The 17,849-nt window shown below is 36.4% G+C and carries 21 protein-coding genes; 19 read left to right on the top strand and 2 right to left on the bottom strand.

Going from position 1 to position 17,849, the window contains the following annotated elements; genetic code table 11:
- Positions 1-3 precede the first annotated feature (3 nt).
- The 12 genes from NSQ59_RS10930 (at position 4) to NSQ59_RS10985 (ending at position 11,020) form a co-directional block, all read left to right on the top strand.
- A complete protein-coding gene (locus NSQ59_RS10930; RefSeq protein WP_055739377.1) occupies positions 4-834 on the top strand; it encodes a purine-nucleoside phosphorylase in 831 nt (276 codons plus the stop codon).
- Positions 834-2,138 (top strand): pyrimidine-nucleoside phosphorylase, encoded by a 1,305-nt coding sequence (locus NSQ59_RS10935; RefSeq protein WP_126648197.1) that lies wholly within the window; start codon positions 834-836, stop codon positions 2,136-2,138. The genes NSQ59_RS10930 and NSQ59_RS10935 overlap by 1 nt, the downstream gene beginning before the upstream one ends.
- A 209-nt stretch (positions 2,139-2,347) precedes the next feature.
- Entirely contained in the window at positions 2,348-3,517 is a 1,170-nt protein-coding gene (locus NSQ59_RS10940) for a D-alanyl-D-alanine carboxypeptidase family protein (RefSeq protein ID WP_340831170.1), read from the top strand.
- Positions 3,518-3,633: 116 nt separating this feature from the next.
- On the top strand, positions 3,634-3,984 hold the full coding sequence (gene spoIIAA, locus NSQ59_RS10945) for an anti-sigma F factor antagonist (protein WP_055739380.1): 351 nt from the start codon (positions 3,634-3,636) through the stop codon (positions 3,982-3,984).
- Positions 3,985-3,986: 2 nt separating this feature from the next.
- Complete coding sequence (spoIIAB, locus tag NSQ59_RS10950; RefSeq protein WP_055739381.1) at positions 3,987-4,427, top strand: anti-sigma F factor; 441 nt, start codon at positions 3,987-3,989, stop codon at positions 4,425-4,427.
- A 12-nt stretch (positions 4,428-4,439) separates the two neighbouring features.
- Positions 4,440-5,198 (top strand): RNA polymerase sporulation sigma factor SigF, encoded by a 759-nt coding sequence (gene sigF / locus NSQ59_RS10955; protein ID WP_055739382.1) that lies wholly within the window; start codon positions 4,440-4,442, stop codon positions 5,196-5,198.
- 390 nt (positions 5,199-5,588) lie between these two features.
- On the top strand, positions 5,589-6,209 hold the full coding sequence (locus tag NSQ59_RS10960; RefSeq protein WP_055739383.1) for a stage V sporulation protein AA: 621 nt from the start codon (positions 5,589-5,591) through the stop codon (positions 6,207-6,209).
- On the top strand, positions 6,199-6,621 hold the full coding sequence (locus NSQ59_RS10965) for a stage V sporulation protein AB (RefSeq protein WP_055739384.1): 423 nt from the start codon (positions 6,199-6,201) through the stop codon (positions 6,619-6,621). The genes NSQ59_RS10960 and NSQ59_RS10965 overlap by 11 nt, the downstream gene beginning before the upstream one ends.
- Positions 6,622-6,654: 33 nt before the next feature.
- Positions 6,655-7,248, top strand: coding sequence for a stage V sporulation protein AE (locus NSQ59_RS10970; protein ID WP_055741194.1), 594 nt, complete (start codon positions 6,655-6,657; stop codon positions 7,246-7,248).
- Positions 7,211-8,692, top strand: coding sequence for a spore germination protein (locus tag NSQ59_RS10975; RefSeq protein WP_055739385.1), 1,482 nt, complete (start codon positions 7,211-7,213; stop codon positions 8,690-8,692). The genes NSQ59_RS10970 and NSQ59_RS10975 overlap by 38 nt, the downstream gene beginning before the upstream one ends.
- Before the next feature lie 297 nt (positions 8,693-8,989).
- On the top strand, positions 8,990-10,318 hold the full coding sequence (gene lysA, locus NSQ59_RS10980; RefSeq protein WP_055739386.1) for a diaminopimelate decarboxylase: 1,329 nt from the start codon (positions 8,990-8,992) through the stop codon (positions 10,316-10,318).
- Between the two features lie 339 nt (positions 10,319-10,657).
- Positions 10,658-11,020 carry a GNAT family N-acetyltransferase gene (locus tag NSQ59_RS10985; protein WP_055739387.1) on the top strand — a complete coding sequence of 121 codons (363 nt, stop codon included), beginning with the start codon at positions 10,658-10,660 and terminating at the stop codon, positions 11,018-11,020.
- A gap of 37 nt (positions 11,021-11,057) precedes the next feature.
- On the opposite strand, the gene NSQ59_RS10990 is transcribed toward NSQ59_RS10985, so the two are convergent.
- Both NSQ59_RS10990 and NSQ59_RS10995 read right to left on the bottom strand, forming a co-directional pair.
- Complete coding sequence (locus tag NSQ59_RS10990) at positions 11,058-11,552, bottom strand: DUF309 domain-containing protein (RefSeq protein WP_055739388.1); 495 nt, start codon at positions 11,550-11,552, stop codon at positions 11,058-11,060.
- 150 nt (positions 11,553-11,702) lie between these two features.
- Positions 11,703-11,795: a YjcZ family sporulation protein gene (locus NSQ59_RS10995; protein WP_083489277.1), complete on the bottom strand. Its 93-nt coding sequence runs from the start codon at positions 11,793-11,795 to the stop codon at positions 11,703-11,705.
- A gap of 468 nt (positions 11,796-12,263) precedes the next feature.
- Here NSQ59_RS10995 and NSQ59_RS11000 point away from each other — a divergent pair, with 468 nt between their 5' ends.
- The 7 genes from NSQ59_RS11000 to resA all read left to right on the top strand — a co-directional run bounded on the left by NSQ59_RS11000 (position 12,264) and on the right by resA (position 17,847).
- Positions 12,264-13,013, top strand: coding sequence for a segregation/condensation protein A (locus tag NSQ59_RS11000; protein ID WP_055739389.1), 750 nt, complete (start codon positions 12,264-12,266; stop codon positions 13,011-13,013).
- A complete protein-coding gene (gene scpB / locus NSQ59_RS11005) occupies positions 13,014-13,598 on the top strand; it encodes an SMC-Scp complex subunit ScpB (RefSeq protein ID WP_055739390.1) in 585 nt (194 codons plus the stop codon).
- A 319-nt stretch (positions 13,599-13,917) separates the two neighbouring features.
- On the top strand, positions 13,918-15,036 hold the full coding sequence (locus NSQ59_RS11010; RefSeq protein ID WP_055739391.1) for a D-alanyl-D-alanine carboxypeptidase family protein: 1,119 nt from the start codon (positions 13,918-13,920) through the stop codon (positions 15,034-15,036).
- Positions 15,029-15,616, top strand: a complete 588-nt coding sequence (locus NSQ59_RS11015; RefSeq protein ID WP_055739392.1) for a nucleoside recognition domain-containing protein — start codon at positions 15,029-15,031, stop codon at positions 15,614-15,616. Before NSQ59_RS11010 ends, NSQ59_RS11015 begins: the two co-directional genes overlap by 8 nt.
- Positions 15,617-15,621: 5 nt before the next feature.
- Positions 15,622-16,155, top strand: coding sequence for a spore maturation protein (locus NSQ59_RS11020; protein WP_055739393.1), 534 nt, complete (start codon positions 15,622-15,624; stop codon positions 16,153-16,155).
- A 317-nt stretch (positions 16,156-16,472) separates the two neighbouring features.
- Complete coding sequence (rluB, locus tag NSQ59_RS11025; protein ID WP_055739394.1) at positions 16,473-17,204, top strand: 23S rRNA pseudouridine(2605) synthase RluB; 732 nt, start codon at positions 16,473-16,475, stop codon at positions 17,202-17,204.
- A 103-nt stretch (positions 17,205-17,307) separates the two neighbouring features.
- Complete coding sequence (gene resA / locus NSQ59_RS11030) at positions 17,308-17,847, top strand: thiol-disulfide oxidoreductase ResA (protein ID WP_055739395.1); 540 nt, start codon at positions 17,308-17,310, stop codon at positions 17,845-17,847.
- Positions 17,848-17,849: the final 2 nt, after the last annotated feature.

Consider the following 17,849-nt stretch of genomic DNA (forward strand, 5'->3'; position numbering starts at 1 on the left):
GCAGTGGATTATAGTCAAATTGAAAGGGCCACTCAATTTTTACAGAACAAATATACGGGAAAACCGAAAATTGGATTAATTTTAGGATCTGGATTAGGTGTTTTAGCAGATGAAATCAAAAACCCTATCAAAATTCCTTATAATGAGATTCCAGATTTTCCAGTTTCAACTGTGGCGGGGCATGCAGGACAACTCGTATTTGGTTCACTAGGGGAAAAGGAAGTTGTCGCAATGCAAGGACGCTTCCATTACTATGAAGGATATAGTTTAGATCAAGTTACCTTTCCGGTCCGCGTGATGAAACAGCTTGGGGTTGAAATCCTTATTGTGACCAATGCGGCTGGCGGGATAAATGAAAACTTTCAGCCTGGTGATTTAATGATTATATCTGATCACATTAATAATATGGGCTATAACCCGTTAATTGGTCAGAATGATGGTCGTTTAGGGCCGCGATTCCCAGATATGTCTCAAGCCTATAACAAGGATTTACGTGCGCTTGCTAAAGAAGTGGCAGAAAAGCTGAATATAACCATTCAAGAAGGTGTATATGTTGGCAATACAGGGCCAACCTATGAAACACCTGCTGAGGTGAGAATGCTCCGTGCACTTGGTGGGGATGCAGTCGGAATGTCTACAGTTCCAGAGGTTATCGTAGCGAGACATGCTGATCTTTCAGTATTAGGTATCTCTTGTATTTCCAATATGGCTGCAGGTATTTTAGATCAGCCATTAACACATGATGAAGTAATAGAAACAACGGATAAAGTAAGATCTCAGTTTTTAACATATGTAAAAGAGATTGTAAAAAATATAAAAATGGGTGAAGAATGATGAGAATGGTGGATTTAATTGAGAAAAAACGAGATGGCAAAGAATTATCAACAGAAGAAATTCAATTTATCATAAATGGTTATACAAATAATACAATCCCGGATTATCAAGTAAGTGCGTTGACAATGGCTATTTTTTTCCAAGGAATGACGGAACGAGAGCGTGCAGATTTAACAATGGCAATGGTGCATTCGGGAGATACGATTGATCTTTCTGGTATCGAGGGCATTAAAGTAGATAAGCACTCAACTGGTGGTGTTGGAGATACTACAACACTTGTATTGGGACCGCTTGTAGCTGCACTTGGAGTACCAGTCGCAAAAATGAGTGGGCGCGGTTTAGGACATACAGGTGGAACAATCGATAAATTGGAATCCGTTGCTGGCTTCCATGTTGAGATTGAAAATGATGAATTTATCAGATTAGTGAATGAAAATAAAATTGCTGTCATTGGACAAAGCGGTAATCTTACACCTGCAGATAAAAAGCTTTATGCGCTCCGAGACGTTACAGCAACAGTAGACAGTATTCCATTAATTGCTAGCTCCATTATGAGTAAAAAAATTGCAGCTGGTGCAGATGCGATTTGCTTAGATGTTAAAACAGGCGCAGGCGCGTTCATGAAAACACTGGATGACGCAAGAGAACTAGCGACAGCAATGGTGAATATTGGGAATAATGTTGGACGAAAAACAATGGCAATTATATCCGATATGAGCCAACCCCTTGGCTTTGCAATCGGAAACGCGTTAGAGGTAAAAGAAGCAATTGATACACTTAGCGGGAATGGACCGGAGGACTTAACAGAATTATGTTTAACCTTAGGCAGCTATATGGTGTATCTAGGAGGAGAAGCATCTTCTACCGCAGAAGCGAGAGAAAAATTGAAGGAAGTTATTGCGAATGGTAAGGCACTTGAAACGTTTAAAACGTTTTTACAATCACAAGGGGGAGATTCTTCGGTTGTGGATGATCCTTCGAAACTGCCACAAGCACAGTTTCAAATTGAACTTCCATCTCTTGAGGATGGATATGTTTCCGAAATAGTTGCTGATGAAATTGGAACTGCTGCCATGATGTTAGGAGCAGGAAGAGCAACAAAAGAATCCGAAATTGATCTTGCTGTAGGCCTTGTTTTAAAGAAAAAAATCGGAGATCAAGTGAAAAAAGGCGAATCACTTGTAACCATTTATGCTAACCAACAAGATATTGAGGAAGTAAAAGAGACGCTTTATCAAAATATCAAAATTTCAACACAAAAAGTATCCGCTCCAAAACTGATTCAAGAAGAAATAACCATTTAATATAAAGAAAAAACTGTTGGGAGAAATCTCAACAGTTTTTTCTTTTTTTTTGTAAAGGAAAAGTTTGAATAAAAATACTTGAAATGGAAAAAATGTGGTTATGTATATTGTAAAATTTCCATCAAGGCAAAGACACTTATGGTAATGTAAACAATTTAAACTTAGCAATTTTTTAAACAACTAAAAGGAAATTATTGGAGGGGTCTTTTATGAAAAAGATATGCAGTTTCATCATTTGTTCGTTTATTATTTTTTCAAGTATTGTGATAGGGAGTGCCTACTCCTATGCTGCAGAAGGCAATTCAGAGTTAGCACCTGAAGCAAAATCGGCTATCTTAATCGAGAGAGATACAGGAAGTATTTTATATGAAAAAAATAGCCATGAAAAACTTCCTCCGGCATCCATGACAAAGGTAATGACGATGCTCCTTATTATGCAAGCAATTGACAAAGGTACTCTTTCATGGAACGAAAAGGTTCGTACGAGTGAATATGCGGCATCTATGGGGGGGTCTCAAATCTTCCTTGAACCGGGGGAGGAGATGACGGTAGAACAAATGTTGAAAGGGATCGCTATCGGTTCTGCTAATGATGCAGCGGTTGCGATGGCTGAAAAAATTGCCGGAAGTGAAGAATCATTTGTCGCTATGATGAATAAAGAGGCAAAAGCACTTGGATTAAAAGATACCCATTTTCAAAATACAACCGGATTGCCTGTAAAAGATCATTATAGTTCTGCTTATGACATGGCCATTATGGCAAAAGAGTTGTTAAAATACGAAAAAATTACGAAATTTACCGGTACATATGAGGATTACTTGCGGGAAAATACGGATAAAAAATTTTGGTTAGTAAACACCAATAAACTTGTTAAATTTTATCCAGGAGTAGATGGCTTGAAAACGGGCTTTACCAACGAAGCAAAATTTTGTCTAACAGCGACAGCGAAGAAAAATAATATGAGAATCATTGCAGTTGTATTTGGTGCACCTTCCACAAAAGTGAGAAATGCACAAGTATCAAAAATGCTTGATTTTGCCTTTTCCCAATATGTTACACATCCTCTATATAAAAGCGGGCAATCATTAGGAGAAGTAAAGGTGAGTAAAGGTGAGAAAAAATATATTCATGCTGTAACTAGTGAACCAATATCTGTTTTAACCAAAAGAGGGGAAAAATCAGATAATATTGTAAAAACAAAGACTTTTAGAAAGAATCTAAAAGCACCGATTCATAAAGGCGATATTGTTGGAACATTAACGGTACAAAAAGATGGAAAAGTGTTGGTTAAGTCTGACCTAGTTGCAAAAGAAAATGTGAAAAGTGCCGGATGGTGGAAGCTTTTTAAACGGTCATTTGGACTATTTACTCAGAATTAAAGTAGTCGAATATTCGCAAATTTTAGCGACCTGCTTCTAGTTTTGTCAACAGGAAGGAAAATGGGGTAAAAATATCGAATTGACTCACTATAACAGATTTAAGGAGGCTGTGGATAGTGAGTCTTACAATTGATTTAGAAGTGAAGCAAGATGTTTTGTGTATTCGATTAAAGGGAGAATTAGATCACCATACAGCGGAAACTCTTCGCAACGATGTAACAAATGCTATTGACAAATATGATATTCAGCATCTTGTTTTAAATTTAGAACATTTATCGTTCATGGATAGTTCAGGCTTAGGGGTCATCCTTGGAAGATATAAACAGGTAAAACAGAAAAATGGTGAAATGGTTGTTTGCGCAATCTCACCGGCAGTCAAACGATTATTTGAAATGTCGGGTTTGTTTAAGATTATTCGTTTAGATGAATCTGAACAATATGCTTTACAAAGATTGGGGGTTGCGTAGCAATGAGAAATGAAATGCAATTACAGTTTTGTGCACTAAGCCAAAATGAGTCATTTGCAAGGGTGACAGTAGCAGCTTTTATAGCGCAATTGGATCCAACTTTAGATGAATTAACGGAAATAAAAACAGTTGTTTCCGAGGCTGTTACCAATGCAATTATTCACGGTTATGAAGGAAATCCAAGCGGAATAGTCTACATTGATCTTGCTATTGAAGATGGCTTTGTTGACTTATCGATTCGGGATGAAGGAGTCGGGATTACGGATATCGAGGAAGCGCGCCAGCCCCTTTTTACAACCAAGCCTGAACTTGAACGATCAGGAATGGGCTTTACAATCATGGAAAATTTTATGGACGAATGTATGATTGAATCACAACCAGGACTAGGCACCATTGTTCGTTTAAAAAAGCATTTGGCTTTAAAAAATGCCTTATGTAATTAAGGAGTCGTGCCAATGGATGTGGAGGTAAAGAAGGAGAATAAACAGACTTTTTTAAAGGATCAAGAAGTAAAGGATTTGATCCAAAAAAGCCAGGATGGAGATCAGGAAGCACGTAATCAAATTGTGGAAAAAAACATGCGGCTTGTGTGGTCTGTCGTTCAACGCTTTTTAAACCGAGGCTACGAACCGGATGATTTATTTCAAATAGGCTGTATTGGTTTATTGAAATCTGTAGATAAATTTGATTTATCATATGATGTAAAGTTTTCCACCTATGCAGTTCCGATGATCATTGGTGAAATTCAGCGTTTTATTCGTGATGATGGGACTGTAAAGGTAAGCAGGTCTTTGAAGGAAATTGGCAATCGAATTCGCAAGGCAAAGGATGAGTTGTCCAAGACGAATGGTAGGATACCAACTGTTAATGAAATTGCTCTTTATTTAGATATTCCTGTTGAAGATATCATCATGGCCCAAGAAGCGGGTCGTGCTCCATCCTCTATTCATGAAACAGTTTATGAAAATGATGGTGATCCAATTACATTATTAGACCAAATCGCTGATCAAAATGATCAAAAATGGTTTGACAAAATAGCTTTAAAAGAGGCAATAAGGGGTTTGGATGATAGGGAACGGCTGATTGTTTATTTGCGGTACTATAAAGACCAAACCCAATCAGAGGTAGCCGAAAGACTTGGTATATCACAAGTTCAAGTATCTAGGCTGGAGAAGAAAATACTGGAGCAAATGAAAGACCGTATGGAATTATAATTCCTGCGGTTTTTTAATGTTTCAGGAAATTATTTAATTTTACACTATAGATAACCTTTTTTTAAAGTTGTCTACGTCTAGCTTCAAGTGAAATTGGTACTTCAAATTTCACCAGCGCCTATCGGCTAGTGGATTTCGTAGTCTTCTCCCTACGATAAGTCAACATCAGGTAAAATTACATTTCAAATTTTATTCGTTGAAAATGGAAGTGCTATTTTCACTTGTTCGTGAACTACCTCACTGTGTTTCCTTTATCTCGAGGTGAGCGACTACGAAATCCATACACCGATGAGCAAGGCGCTTCCGCATTTGATTTTTCTATGAATGATAATATTGCCCTTTCCACATACTACAGTATACAGAAATAAAATGGCAGGGGATGAAATAAACATGGAAGATTCCATTTATTTACGAATGCGAAATAGAGTGGAAGTAAATCAAAATAGCAGGATCACCTTAAATGATATTGCCCAAATAATCGCACCAGATAAATATTTGAAACAGCTAAAAGAGATTTTTATTTATCAAGTTACAAAAGAAGATAAAAACACGGTGGTAATCGATGTTATGAAAATCATTGATGTATTAAAAAAGAAATGGAGTGAATTGGATATCCAATTGGTTGGACCATCACAGACAATTGTGGAGGTAATTTATAAAAAAAGAACGGTATCCCTTCCCTTTTTTATTATCATTTGGCTGCTGCTTTTCATTGGATCCGCGCTAGCTATTATGAATTTTCATGAAGATGTAAGTATGCAGGAAGTACATCAAAAGATTTATAAAATGATCACTGGAAGAACAGTGAACAAACCATTAATTTTACAAATTCCTTACTCGATTGGTCTTGGTCTAGGGATGATTATTTTTTTTAATCATATCTTCAAAAAACGTTTCAATGAAGAGCCAAGCCCACTAGAAGTTGAAATATTTAACTACCAGCAAGATTTAGATCAATATGTGATAGTAAATGAAAATAAGGAAGCTATAAGACACCTAGATGATCATTAATACAATTATCCTGCTATTTATAGGTTTTGCTGGTGGATTAATTGTGGGTTGCGGTTTTGTAGCCTTTTTAACAGTATTAGGGATTGTGCCTAGGCTGACGCAATTAACAAAAACATATAATAAGATTTATCAATATGAGTGGTCCATCGTATTAGGAACGATTTTTGGTGATTGGGTCGGACTACAGGATACGACCTTTTCTATCTCTTCCTTATTTCTCGTTCCAATCGGACTATTTTGTGGAGTCTTTGTAGGGATGTTAGCAGCTGCCTTAACCGAAGTAGTAAATGTCATTCCCATTTTAACAAAACGTATCGGTGTAGAAGGGCATTTGATAATCGCGTTGATGGCCATTGTTTTTGGGAAGGTTTTTGGATCTTTGTTTCATTGGATTTATTTCGTTGATCGTTAATTTCTGAGCCTGAAAGGAATTTTTTGAATGAATATGAAGCGCCAGGTGATATTAATTACAGATGGTGATGAATATGCGAAGCATGCGATTGAATTGGTTGCAAAAGAAATCGGAGGCAGATGTATTTCGCAATCAGGAGGAAATCCCTCGTTATTTACAGGAGAAGAGATTGTAAAAATGATTAAAAGCGCTCCAAGTGACCCTGTATTCGTAATGTTCGATGACAGTGGATTTGTAGGCGAGGGCAGGGGTGAACAAGCCTTGATGTATGTGGCAAAACATAATGATATCGAGGTATTAGGTGTACTTGCTGTTTCTTCCAATACGCATGATAGAGAATGGGCAAAAGTGGACGTTAGTATTGATCGTAACGGAAATTTAACCCCCTATGGTGTTGATAAATTTGGAGAACCTGATATGGAACTGCAAAGAATTAATGGAGATACAGTTTATTGTCTTGATCAATTGGATGTTCCCATTATTGTCGGGATTGGAGATATTGGTAAGATGGGGAAAGTGGATCATTACAAGAATGGGGCACCAATTACCATGGAGGCAATAAAGTTAATTCTGGAAAGGAGTGGGTTTTATGGCAGAAGCAGATTTGACAAAGGAACCAATTCCTAAAAGTCTTGATGATTTAGAGGATTTTTATAAGAAAAGGGTTGGATTGGGTACTAGCTTTGATATAGGAGTTAGAAAAATTACAGTACTCAAAAAGAATGTTCACTTTTATTATGTGAATGGATTGTCAGATACAAGCTTTATTATAGAAATACTAGAGTACCTAGTTACGTTAAATGATACAGAACGGCTTTCTACTAAAGTGTATGATATTGTAAAAAACCGAATTGTTCACCAGCAAGTACAAATTGTCAAAACGATTGATGAAATGGTAATTCAAGTCTTATCAGGTTTGATAGGTATTGTAGTGGAGGGTGTCGGGGAAGCAATCATAGTTGACGTAAGAAATTATCCTGGACGTCAGCCTCAAGAACCTGATACAGAAAAAGTAGTCAGAGGTTCACGGGATGGTTATGTTGAAAATATTATTTTAAACACTGCACTGACAAGAAGAAGAATCCGCGATGAAAGATTACGCTTTGAAATTATGAAAGTTGGGAAACGATCCAAAACAGATGTTGCTATAGGCTATATAGATGGTGTTGCGAATCTGGACTTAGTGGAAACAATCAAGAAGGATTTAAAAGCAATTGATGTCGATGGAATAACGATGGCAGATAAAACGGTGGAGGAATTTATATTAAAACAAAAATACAATCCATATCCGCTCGTGCGCTATACGGAGAGAGCAGACGTGGGTGCTGTTCATCTGCTGGAGGGTCATGTCTTAATCTTTGTCGATACTTCACCAAGTGTGATGATAACACCTGCTACCTTTTTCCATCATTCTCAGCATGCAGAAGAATATAGAAATGCTCCGGCAGTCGGGACATTTGTGCGCTGGATTCGTTATATAGGTATAATCGCTTCCGTATTTTTGTTGCCCTTATGGTATTTATTTGTTGTAGAACCTTCATTGCTTCCGCATAAGTTAGAGTTTATCGGACCAAATAAACATACTCATATACCAATGATTGTACAAATTTTCATTGCGGATATTGGGATTGATTTTTTAAGGATTGCAGCCATCCATACTCCAACCCCGCTTGCGACTGCAATGGGTTTAATAGCAGCAGTATTAATCGGACAAATTGCAATCGATGTTGGTCTATTTGTTCCTGAAGTTATTTTATATGTTGCAGTTGCGGCAATTGGAACATTTGCAACTCCGAGTTATGAATTAAGTGTGGCAAATAAAATCGTAAGACTATTTTTGTTGCTTTGCGTAGCATTTTTTAAAGTTCCGGGGTTTATGATTGGAAGCACATTATTTATCTTATTTTTAGCTAATGTTCGAACGTTAAATGCTCCATATTTATGGCCGTTCCTTCCTTTTAACCCACAAGCATTTGTACAAATATTAATTAGACGGACAGTTCCGGGATCTGCAGTTCGTCCAAGCATTGTTCAGCCGAGGGATCGATTTAGGCAGCCGCCAAATTCTTAAAAAGCTTTGACAAGGATATTTTCATATCAGTTATAAATCCCTACCCAGACTTGGTTAAAGGTCATCTTTTCTTATAAAATTTATCATTTTAGCCCAAATAGGTGATTATCAAAAGTTATCGTATACAAAAACAACTAATTTTAAGAAAAGAGCCTTTGCAAATAACGCTTTAATGTGATAAATTATTCTTATTTACAACGGATATTTTGGACAGTTTGTCATTGGACGGGCTGTCTATTTTCTTATAAAAGTTAGGTTGGAAATTGAAAGGATATCGTAAAGGGAAGAGGGAAAAATATGTATTTTCATGGAACATCAAAAGTAAATCAAAAGGGTCATCTTGAAATTGGTGGAGTAGATACTGTTGAATTAGCGGAAAAGTACGGAACACCTTTATATGTATATGATGTTGAATTGATTAGAAATCGTGCAAGAGGATTTAAAAATACGTTTGAGAAATTAGCTGTTAATGCACAAGTGGCATATGCCAGTAAAGCATTTTCATCCATAGCAATGATAAATCTAGTAAACGAAGAAGGCTTATCGTTGGATGTTGTTTCAGGAGGAGAATTATATACCGCGATTGCAGCTAACTTTCCACCGGAAAGAATTCATTTTCACGGTAATAACAAAAGTAAAGAAGAATTAGAAATGGCTTTACACTATCAAATCGGCTGTATCGTAGTCGATAATTTTTACGAATTAGAATTATTGGATCAATTGTGCAAGGAGAGGAATCAGAATATTTCAATACTATTAAGGGTTACTCCCGGTATAGAGGCGCATACTCATGACTATATACTAACAGGACAGGAAGATTCTAAATTTGGTTATGATTTGCAAAACGGTCAAGCGGATATTGCATTAGAAAAAGCGTTAGCATCTAAATATTTAGATGTATTAGGAATTCACTGCCATATTGGTTCACAAATTTTTGAAACAACGGGGTTTGTGTTAGCTGCCAAAAAAATAATTCAAAAATTAGCAAGCTGGAATAAACGCTATTCCTATTTTCCTAAAGTGTTAAATTTAGGCGGAGGGTTCGGAATACGCTACACGGTGGACGATGCGCCTTTATCTCCTTCGGTATATGTCAGTGAAATTATTCATGAGGTACGCGAACAAACCAGCCTCCTCGGATTAAATATGCCAGAAATATGGATTGAACCAGGAAGATCATTAGTAGGCGAAGCAGGAACAACCTTATACAGTGTCGGTTCGAGTAAAGAAGTACCTAATGTTAGAAAATATATTGCCGTTGACGGTGGAATGAGTGATAATATCCGTCCTGCACTTTATGAAGCAAAATATGAAGCGGTACTTGCAAATCGTCCAAATGATAAAGTGGAGGAAACGGTATCGATAGCTGGAAAATGCTGTGAATCCGGAGATATGCTTATATGGGATTTACCGCTGCCAAAAGCGGATTGTTCTGATATATTGGCTGTCTTTTGTACAGGTGCTTACGGTTATTCCATGGCAAATAACTATAATCGTATACCTAGGCCTCCAGTTGTCTTTGTGGAGTCAGGGAAAGCTCAGCTCGTCATTAAAAGGGAAACATATGAAGATATTATCCGTTTAGACATGCCCTTAATAGAACGGTCTGTTATTGAAACCCTTTAATTAGATTTTTTTAATCGCACTCCTCAGATAGATTGTATATTTGACAAGTGGAAGATAATAAACTATTTTGTTTAATAGTGCTATTCTGTTTTGGGGAGTGTAATAATTTGAAGAAAAATAACATATTGTTATTCATCATCATTTGTATAATTGCATTGGGATGGGGACTGTATTATTGGTTTTTCTTTGTTAAAAAGTAATTTTTTGGCTTGTACATTTTATAGGATTCTAGTATGATAGGAATCGTTTATATCGCACACTAAATGATACAGGTTTACTTTTATGTCTAAATGTTCATAATGGTAAAAAAGTAAAAGAACGATAATTGAGGGATATTTTATGTTAATTAGGTATAAGAAGGCCTTTGAGAAAATTGCTATGGGACTTTTATCATTTATGCCAAATGAAAAGGATTTAAAAAAGTTGCAGCAAACCATGAAACAGTATGAAACGGACGATGAGTGGCAACTTTTCTTGTGGAAAGAGGATGATGTAATAGGACTTGTTGGAGTAGTCTTAAAAGGCGATAAGGTTGAAATACAACATATTTCTGTTAATCCGTCACATCGCCATGAAGGTATTGGCAAAAATATGCTGAAAGCTTTAAAGCATATTTACGAAGATAAAAATTTATTACCTAATGAACAAACGGAAAGCTTTTTTGATAAATGCGATTTTCATGAAAAAGGCACAGACGAATAGTCTGTGCCTTTTCTATGCATTATTCTTCAAATTATGGTTATTTCCGTCTTGTTTCAACATCAGCTCGGTCCTTATACAGATGACGATGAACAATGAAATTAGAAATATGGTCATCATCACTGCACCATTCTAACCCTGATTGAACACATTCCTTTTTACAAATACTTAATAAATACTGATCGCAAATAGGTAAATTTATATTTTTATATGCACTGCCATTTATATATGAGGTGTATAAGCTCTCTAGTAATACAAAGAATGGATCGATATCGATCCCAAGCTTTGTTAATTCGATTTTTCTTTGTTTAAGAATGTTCATGGATTTTAACAATAATTTTTTTGCTCCAATATCATTTCCGCGCCTATAATGGTATTGTGCTACAGCTAGCTGAATAAATCCCACCCAAATAGAATTTCGATTGCCGGGCTCCGTATCTTTCCAATAATCCTCTAATATTTCATGACATTCGAAATAGTCCCTGTCACCATGGAAATGTATTAAAAATTGAATATATGCATTCGGAAATCTCAAAAAAAAGATACTCCTCTCTATTTCAAACTATATAAATTTTAACACAAAGCGATAGCTATGTTTGAAAAAAGCGAGGACTTTTGTATTTTTTTTCATAAAAAAGAAATCAGCTTATAAACCGATTTCTTTTCATAGAAGGCTAGGAAAGGTTTAGTAAATATATGCACTTCCAACAATGATTAACAAAATAAATAATACTACAATTAACGCAAAGCCGCCGCCGTATCCGAATCCATCGGCCATATGATTAACCTCCTAAAATAGTTTTGTACGATTTATACTATGAATGGGTGTAATAGGTTGTATAGGCCAAAGCCTAAATTTGAAGAAGATTTAGGCGAATTTATCTAAAAGGTTGATATCGGAAAGATTGTTACATTCAAAAAGGGGAATAACTTTTCAGAAAATAAATTTTTGTTTCCCTTAAAGGTAATATCCTCTATACTAAGAAAAGCGAAGGCCCTTGCTCACCGGCGTATGGATTTCGTAGTCGCTCACCTCGAGATAAAGGAAACACAGTGAGGTAGTAAACGAACAAGTGAAAATAGCACTTCCATTTTCAACGAGTAAAATTTGAAATGTAATTTTACCTGATGTTGACTTATCGTAGGGAGGAGACGGAGAAATCCACTAGCCGATAGGCGCCGCAGCTGGACAAAGACTGTACAAAACGAGTGTATAAAAGTTTTAAAAATTGGAATTGGTGATTCGATGGAATATAGTGTAAAAATAGAGGCCTTTGAAGGTCCTTTAGACCTATTGCTTCATTTAATAAATCGTTTGGAAATAGACATTTACGATATCCCTATGGCTGAAATAACCGAGCAATATTTATTATATGTCCATGCAATGAAAGTTTTAGAACTTGATGTTGCGAGTGAGTATTTAGTTATGGCTGCCACGTTATTGGCAATTAAAAGCCGGATGCTACTCCCTCAGCAGGAAGAAGAGTTATCGGAAGATGATTTCGAATATGAAGAACAGGATCCTCGGGATGATCTTGTTGAAAAGCTTATTGAGTATAAAAAATATAAAGAAGCAGCACTAGAGCTAAAACATTTGGAGGAAGATCGAAGCCAAATGTTTACTAAACCTCCAAGTGATTTAACGGAATATATGAAAGAGATACAGCCGGATAAATTAGATATCGATATATCTGTATACGATATGATTGGTGCTCTTAACAAGCTTTTAAGAAGAAAAAAATTACAAAAGCCATTATCAACAAAAATAACCCGCCAGGAAATATCTATTGAGAAGCGAATGGAAGAAATTATCAAAGAAGTTACCATATCTTCAGGAAAAAGAAGTTTTAACTCTTTATTTCCATTTCCAAATAAGGATCATATTGTTGTTACCTTTCTCGCAATACTGGAGCTTATGAAACGAAATGAGATTTTTGTAGAGCAGGAAGGCAATTTTCACGAAATTTTTATATCACGGCCAAAAGGAGTGAACTGAATGGAAATAATAAATTGGCTAGGCATTCTTGAAAGCTTGCTATTTGCTGCCGGTGATGAAGGACTATCATTGAAACAAATTAAAACGGTACTTGAAATTGAAGAATTTCAAGCTGTTGAGGTTGTAGAAATGTTAAGACAAGAGTACGAACAAAACCCTAACCGCGGAATTACATTAATAGAACTTGCTGGTACCTTTCAACTGGCTACAAAGAAGGAACACTCTATCTATTTAAAAAGACTTGTAGAATCTCCTGGAATGCACACATTATCACAAGCGGCTTTGGAAACATTAGCAATCATCTCCTATAAGCAGCCGATTACAAGGCTTGAAATTGAAGAAATTAGGGGAGTAAAAACAGAACGCCCGTTGCAAACATTACTCTCAAAAGGATTAATTAAAGATGTTGGGCGTGCGAATGGCACTGGAAGAGCCATTTTATATGGAACCACTAAAGAATTTTTAGATTACTTTGGTTTAAAAGATTTAAAGGAATTACCTCCGTTACCGGAAAAAGTAGAGGATGATTTCCCGCAAGAGGATGCCGATTTATTTTTCGAAAAATTTCAGGAAACGATGGACTAATGGAAAAATGGTTCAGAAGGTGGAGGAACAGTGTACACACTGTTCCTTCACCTTCTTTTTATTTTGTTGTAATTTCCTTTGTCTAACTGCAGTTGCCTATCGGCTAGAGTCAACGTCAGCTTGTGAACTACCTCACTGTGTTTCCTTTATCTCGAGGTGAGCGACTACGAAATCCGTACGCTAGAGCTGCGGCGCTTGCGCTTTTCTTATTTTCTAATCATATTCCTACTTGTCCAGCATAGACTTGTACAAAGAATTTTTTTAGAAGAAATCTAAATTCGACAAGGTATAAAAGATTAAAAGGAAGAGGAGCAAATTCATGAAACGAATTATTTTCCTTCTCGTTATTTTTGTTCTAATTCTAACCGTATTTCCTCCTCGAACAGCAGGTGCTAAAGGATCCATTAGTGCGAGGAGTGCTATATTAATGGATCAAGATAGCGGAAGAATTTTGTATGAAAAGAACGCGAATGAAGTTAGCAGAATTGCCTCTATCACTAAAATTATGACAGCCATTCTTGCTATTGAATCAGGTAAATTAGAAAAGAAAGTGACGATTAGTGAAAAGGCCGTTCGTACTGAAGGATCTTCCATCTATTTAAAACCGGGTGACAAAGTAAAGCTTGAAGATTTGGTCTACGGTCTGATGTTGCGTTCGGGCAATGATGCAGCCAATGCAATTGCGGAAAATGTAGGAGGAAGTATTGAAGGTTTTGTATTTCTAATGAATCAAAAGGCAAAGGAAATCGGAATGAATAACACCCATTTTGCTAACCCAAATGGACTGGATAGCAGAAAAATGGATCACTTTTCCACCGCCTACGACATGGCATTGCTAACAAGATATGCCATGCAAAATAAAACGTATCAAAAAATAGCAGGAACAAAAACGTATAAAGGCTGGCGAAATAAGAATCGCCTATTGACAGAAAAATACAAATACTGCACAGGTGGAAAAACGGGTTTTACAAAATTGGCAAAACGTACTCTTGTTACGACCGCTTCCAAAAATGGTGAGAATCTTATAGTTGTAACGTTAAATGACCCGGACGATTGGAATGACCATATTTCCATGTTCGAATACGGATTTAAAAATTACGATTCTACCATCATTTTAAAGCAAGGAAAAATTTCAGCTATAAAAAACAAATACTTAAAAAATAATGTGTATATCAAACATGAGGTAGATTATCCGCTAACAAAGCAGGAAAGAGAAGAAGTCGAAATTGAATATAAAGTGATGAAACCAAACAAAAGCTGGAAGGACCCTGAAAAGATTCCTGAAATAGTGGGCAAAGCTGTTATATATTTGGATAAAACACCGATTCGTACGGTTCCAATTTATTATCATTTTACGAATAAAAAAGCCAAAGAAGGTTGGATTAAGGAATTCTTGCATGTCTTTTTAATCCAAATAGGTGTGAAAACAAATGGTTAATTATATTTGGATTGGAATGACAATTATAGGATTAATCTTTGCAGCAGTGAATGGGAAAATGAAGGCAGTTAATGAGGCGATTTTTCATTCTGCGAATGAAGCGGTAACTTTATGCATCGGACTCATCAGTATTTTAGTATTTTGGCTTGGAATCATGCGAATTGCCCAAGAATCTGGGCTGCTGGATAAACTGTCCCGATTATTTCGGCCAATCATTAAAAAACTATTTCCGGAAGTTCCGGAAGATCACCCAGCATTAGGATACATCTTATCCAATATTATGGCGAATATGTTTGGCCTGGGTAATGCAGCCACACCATTAGGAATAAAAGCAATGGAACAGCTTAAAGAATTAAATGGCGGAAAGCCCATTGCAAGCAGATCGATGATCACCTTTTTAGCTCTGAATACATCTGGGTTAACCCTCATACCAACAACAGTCATTGCGATTAGAATGAATTATAAATCTGCTTCTCCTACAGAAATTGTTGGACCTACCTTAATTGCAACATTCATCGCAACCATCGCTGCCATCTTAATTGATCGCTACTATCATTATAAAAGATCGCGTAAGAGGTGAATTAAATGCAATGGATTTCGCTTGTTTCGATTTGGATTATCCCGTTGTTAATAGGGTTTATATTAATATACAGTGTGTGGAAAAAAGTACCCGCCTATGAAACTTTTGTAGAAGGCGGAAAAGAAGGAATAAAAATTGCTGTTTCAATCATTCCATTTTTAGTTGGGATGCTTGTAGCCATTACTGTCTTTCGGGCATCTGGTGCACTCGATTTCTTTGTACAATTCCTGCGGCCGATGCTGGATTGGCTTGGCGTGCCATCAGAAGTTGTTCCGCTTGCATTAATAAGGCCGATTTCCGGTAATGCTGCATTAGGATTAATGAGTGATATATTATCTGTTCATCATCCGGATTCTTATATTGGCAGATTGGCATCCACTATTCAGGGAAGTACAGACACAACCCTTTATGTTTTAACTGTTTATTTCGGAGCAGTCGGAATTAAGAAAATGGGAGACGCCTTAAAAGTTGGCCTCCTGGCAGACCTAGTAGGAATTGCTGCAGCAATTATTATTGTTTCGTTAATGTTCGGTAAGTAATGATACTTAAAAAACTAGTCGTTAGCGGCTAGTTTTTTATTTTGTCTGAAAAGGGTAGACTGGATAAAAGAATAGTTTCTTTGCTTTTTCCTTTTCATATGTAATAATTCATAAAGGATAAGGCTGTTTTTTGAATACATTGTTCCTTTTCGAACTTAGTTTAAAGTCCTATTCAGTCCTAGTTTCAGGGCATCTATTTTAAAGATAGTTATCCATAATAGTGCTGAATATGGAATTTGAAAGAATTTCGGTTGAAATAGCAACAAAGATGAAGAAAGAAGCCAATTGATAAAGAACTTAATATGAGGTGAAAAGAAATGGAAAGACTGCAAAAGGTAATTGCACAAGCAGGAGTTGCTTCACGCAGGAAGGCTGAAGGTTTAATTATTGAAGGAAAAGTGAAAGTGAATGGAAAAGTAGTGAAAGAGCTTGGAACCAAGGTATCTCCATCAGATAAAATTGAAGTGGAAGGAATACCGCTAGAAAAAGAAGAAAAAGTATATTTTTTATTTTATAAACCACGTGGAGTAATTTCTGCGGTATCAGATGATAAGGGTAGAAAAGTAGTAACCGATTTTCTGCCGGATATTAAGGAAAGGGTATATCCAATTGGTCGATTAGATTATGATACATCCGGATTGTTATTATTAACAAATGATGGGGAGTTTGCAAATTTGCTTATGCATCCACGTTATGAAATAAATAAAACTTATGTAGCGAAAGTACAAGGGATACCGACAAAAATGGCTTTAAAGCAATTAGAAAAAGGGATTCGTCTTGAAGATGGCAAAACTGCTCCGGCCAAAGTGAAGCTATTATCATTCGATAAGAAAAAGCAAAAATCAATCATGGAAATAACCATACATGAAGGAAGAAACCGACAAGTTCGAAGAATGCTCGAAGCAATAGGACATCCCGTTCAAAAGTTAAGACGCGAACGATTTGCTTTTTTAACATTAAGTGGTATAAATGCCGGAGAAATACGGGAATTGACCCCGCATGAGGTTAAACAGTTACGGGCAATGGCCGAAAGCGGCAGCGGAATGTAAAAGTTTCACATAACCTTCAAATAATGCTTTTTTGCTATAGTTTCAATAATGTTATAATGAAGCCAAAAGTGTGTGACCGTTTTATAGATTGGAGGTTGCAAAAATGTCTCAGAAAAAAAAGCGAAGATTATACATACGGACAGCAATTTTAATTATTTTATTAGCAGCGGTTGGTTACACATTATATGCAAATCTAAATAAGGATAATCAAGGGAAACTTAGTGTTGGGGATAAGGCACCGGATTTTCAACTGACGGATATGCAGGGAAATACACATCGCCTCTCGGATTACAAGGGGAAAGGTGTATTTTTAAACTTTTGGGGAACTTATTGCCCGCCTTGTAAATCGGAAATGCCGTACATGGATGATGTGTATAAAACATACAAAAACAAAGGTGTTGAAATATTGGCTGTAAATGTCGGGGAAGCAAATTTTATCGTTAACAAATTTGTCAAGCAATATAAGTTATCTTTTCCAATCTTAATGGATAAAGACAGGGATGTGCAAAGTGTGTATGGAGTAGATAATCTGCCTCATTCCGTTCTGATCGGTCCTGATGGAAAGGTAAAAAAAGTGATTATTGGCAATGAAAATTTAACGAAAAACGATTTTAAAGGGTTTATGGAGAGCATTAAACCTTAACC

Source organism: Margalitia sp. FSL K6-0131, assembly GCF_038008735.1.
GTDB lineage: Bacteria > Bacillota > Bacilli > Bacillales > Bacillaceae_C > Margalitia > Margalitia shackletonii.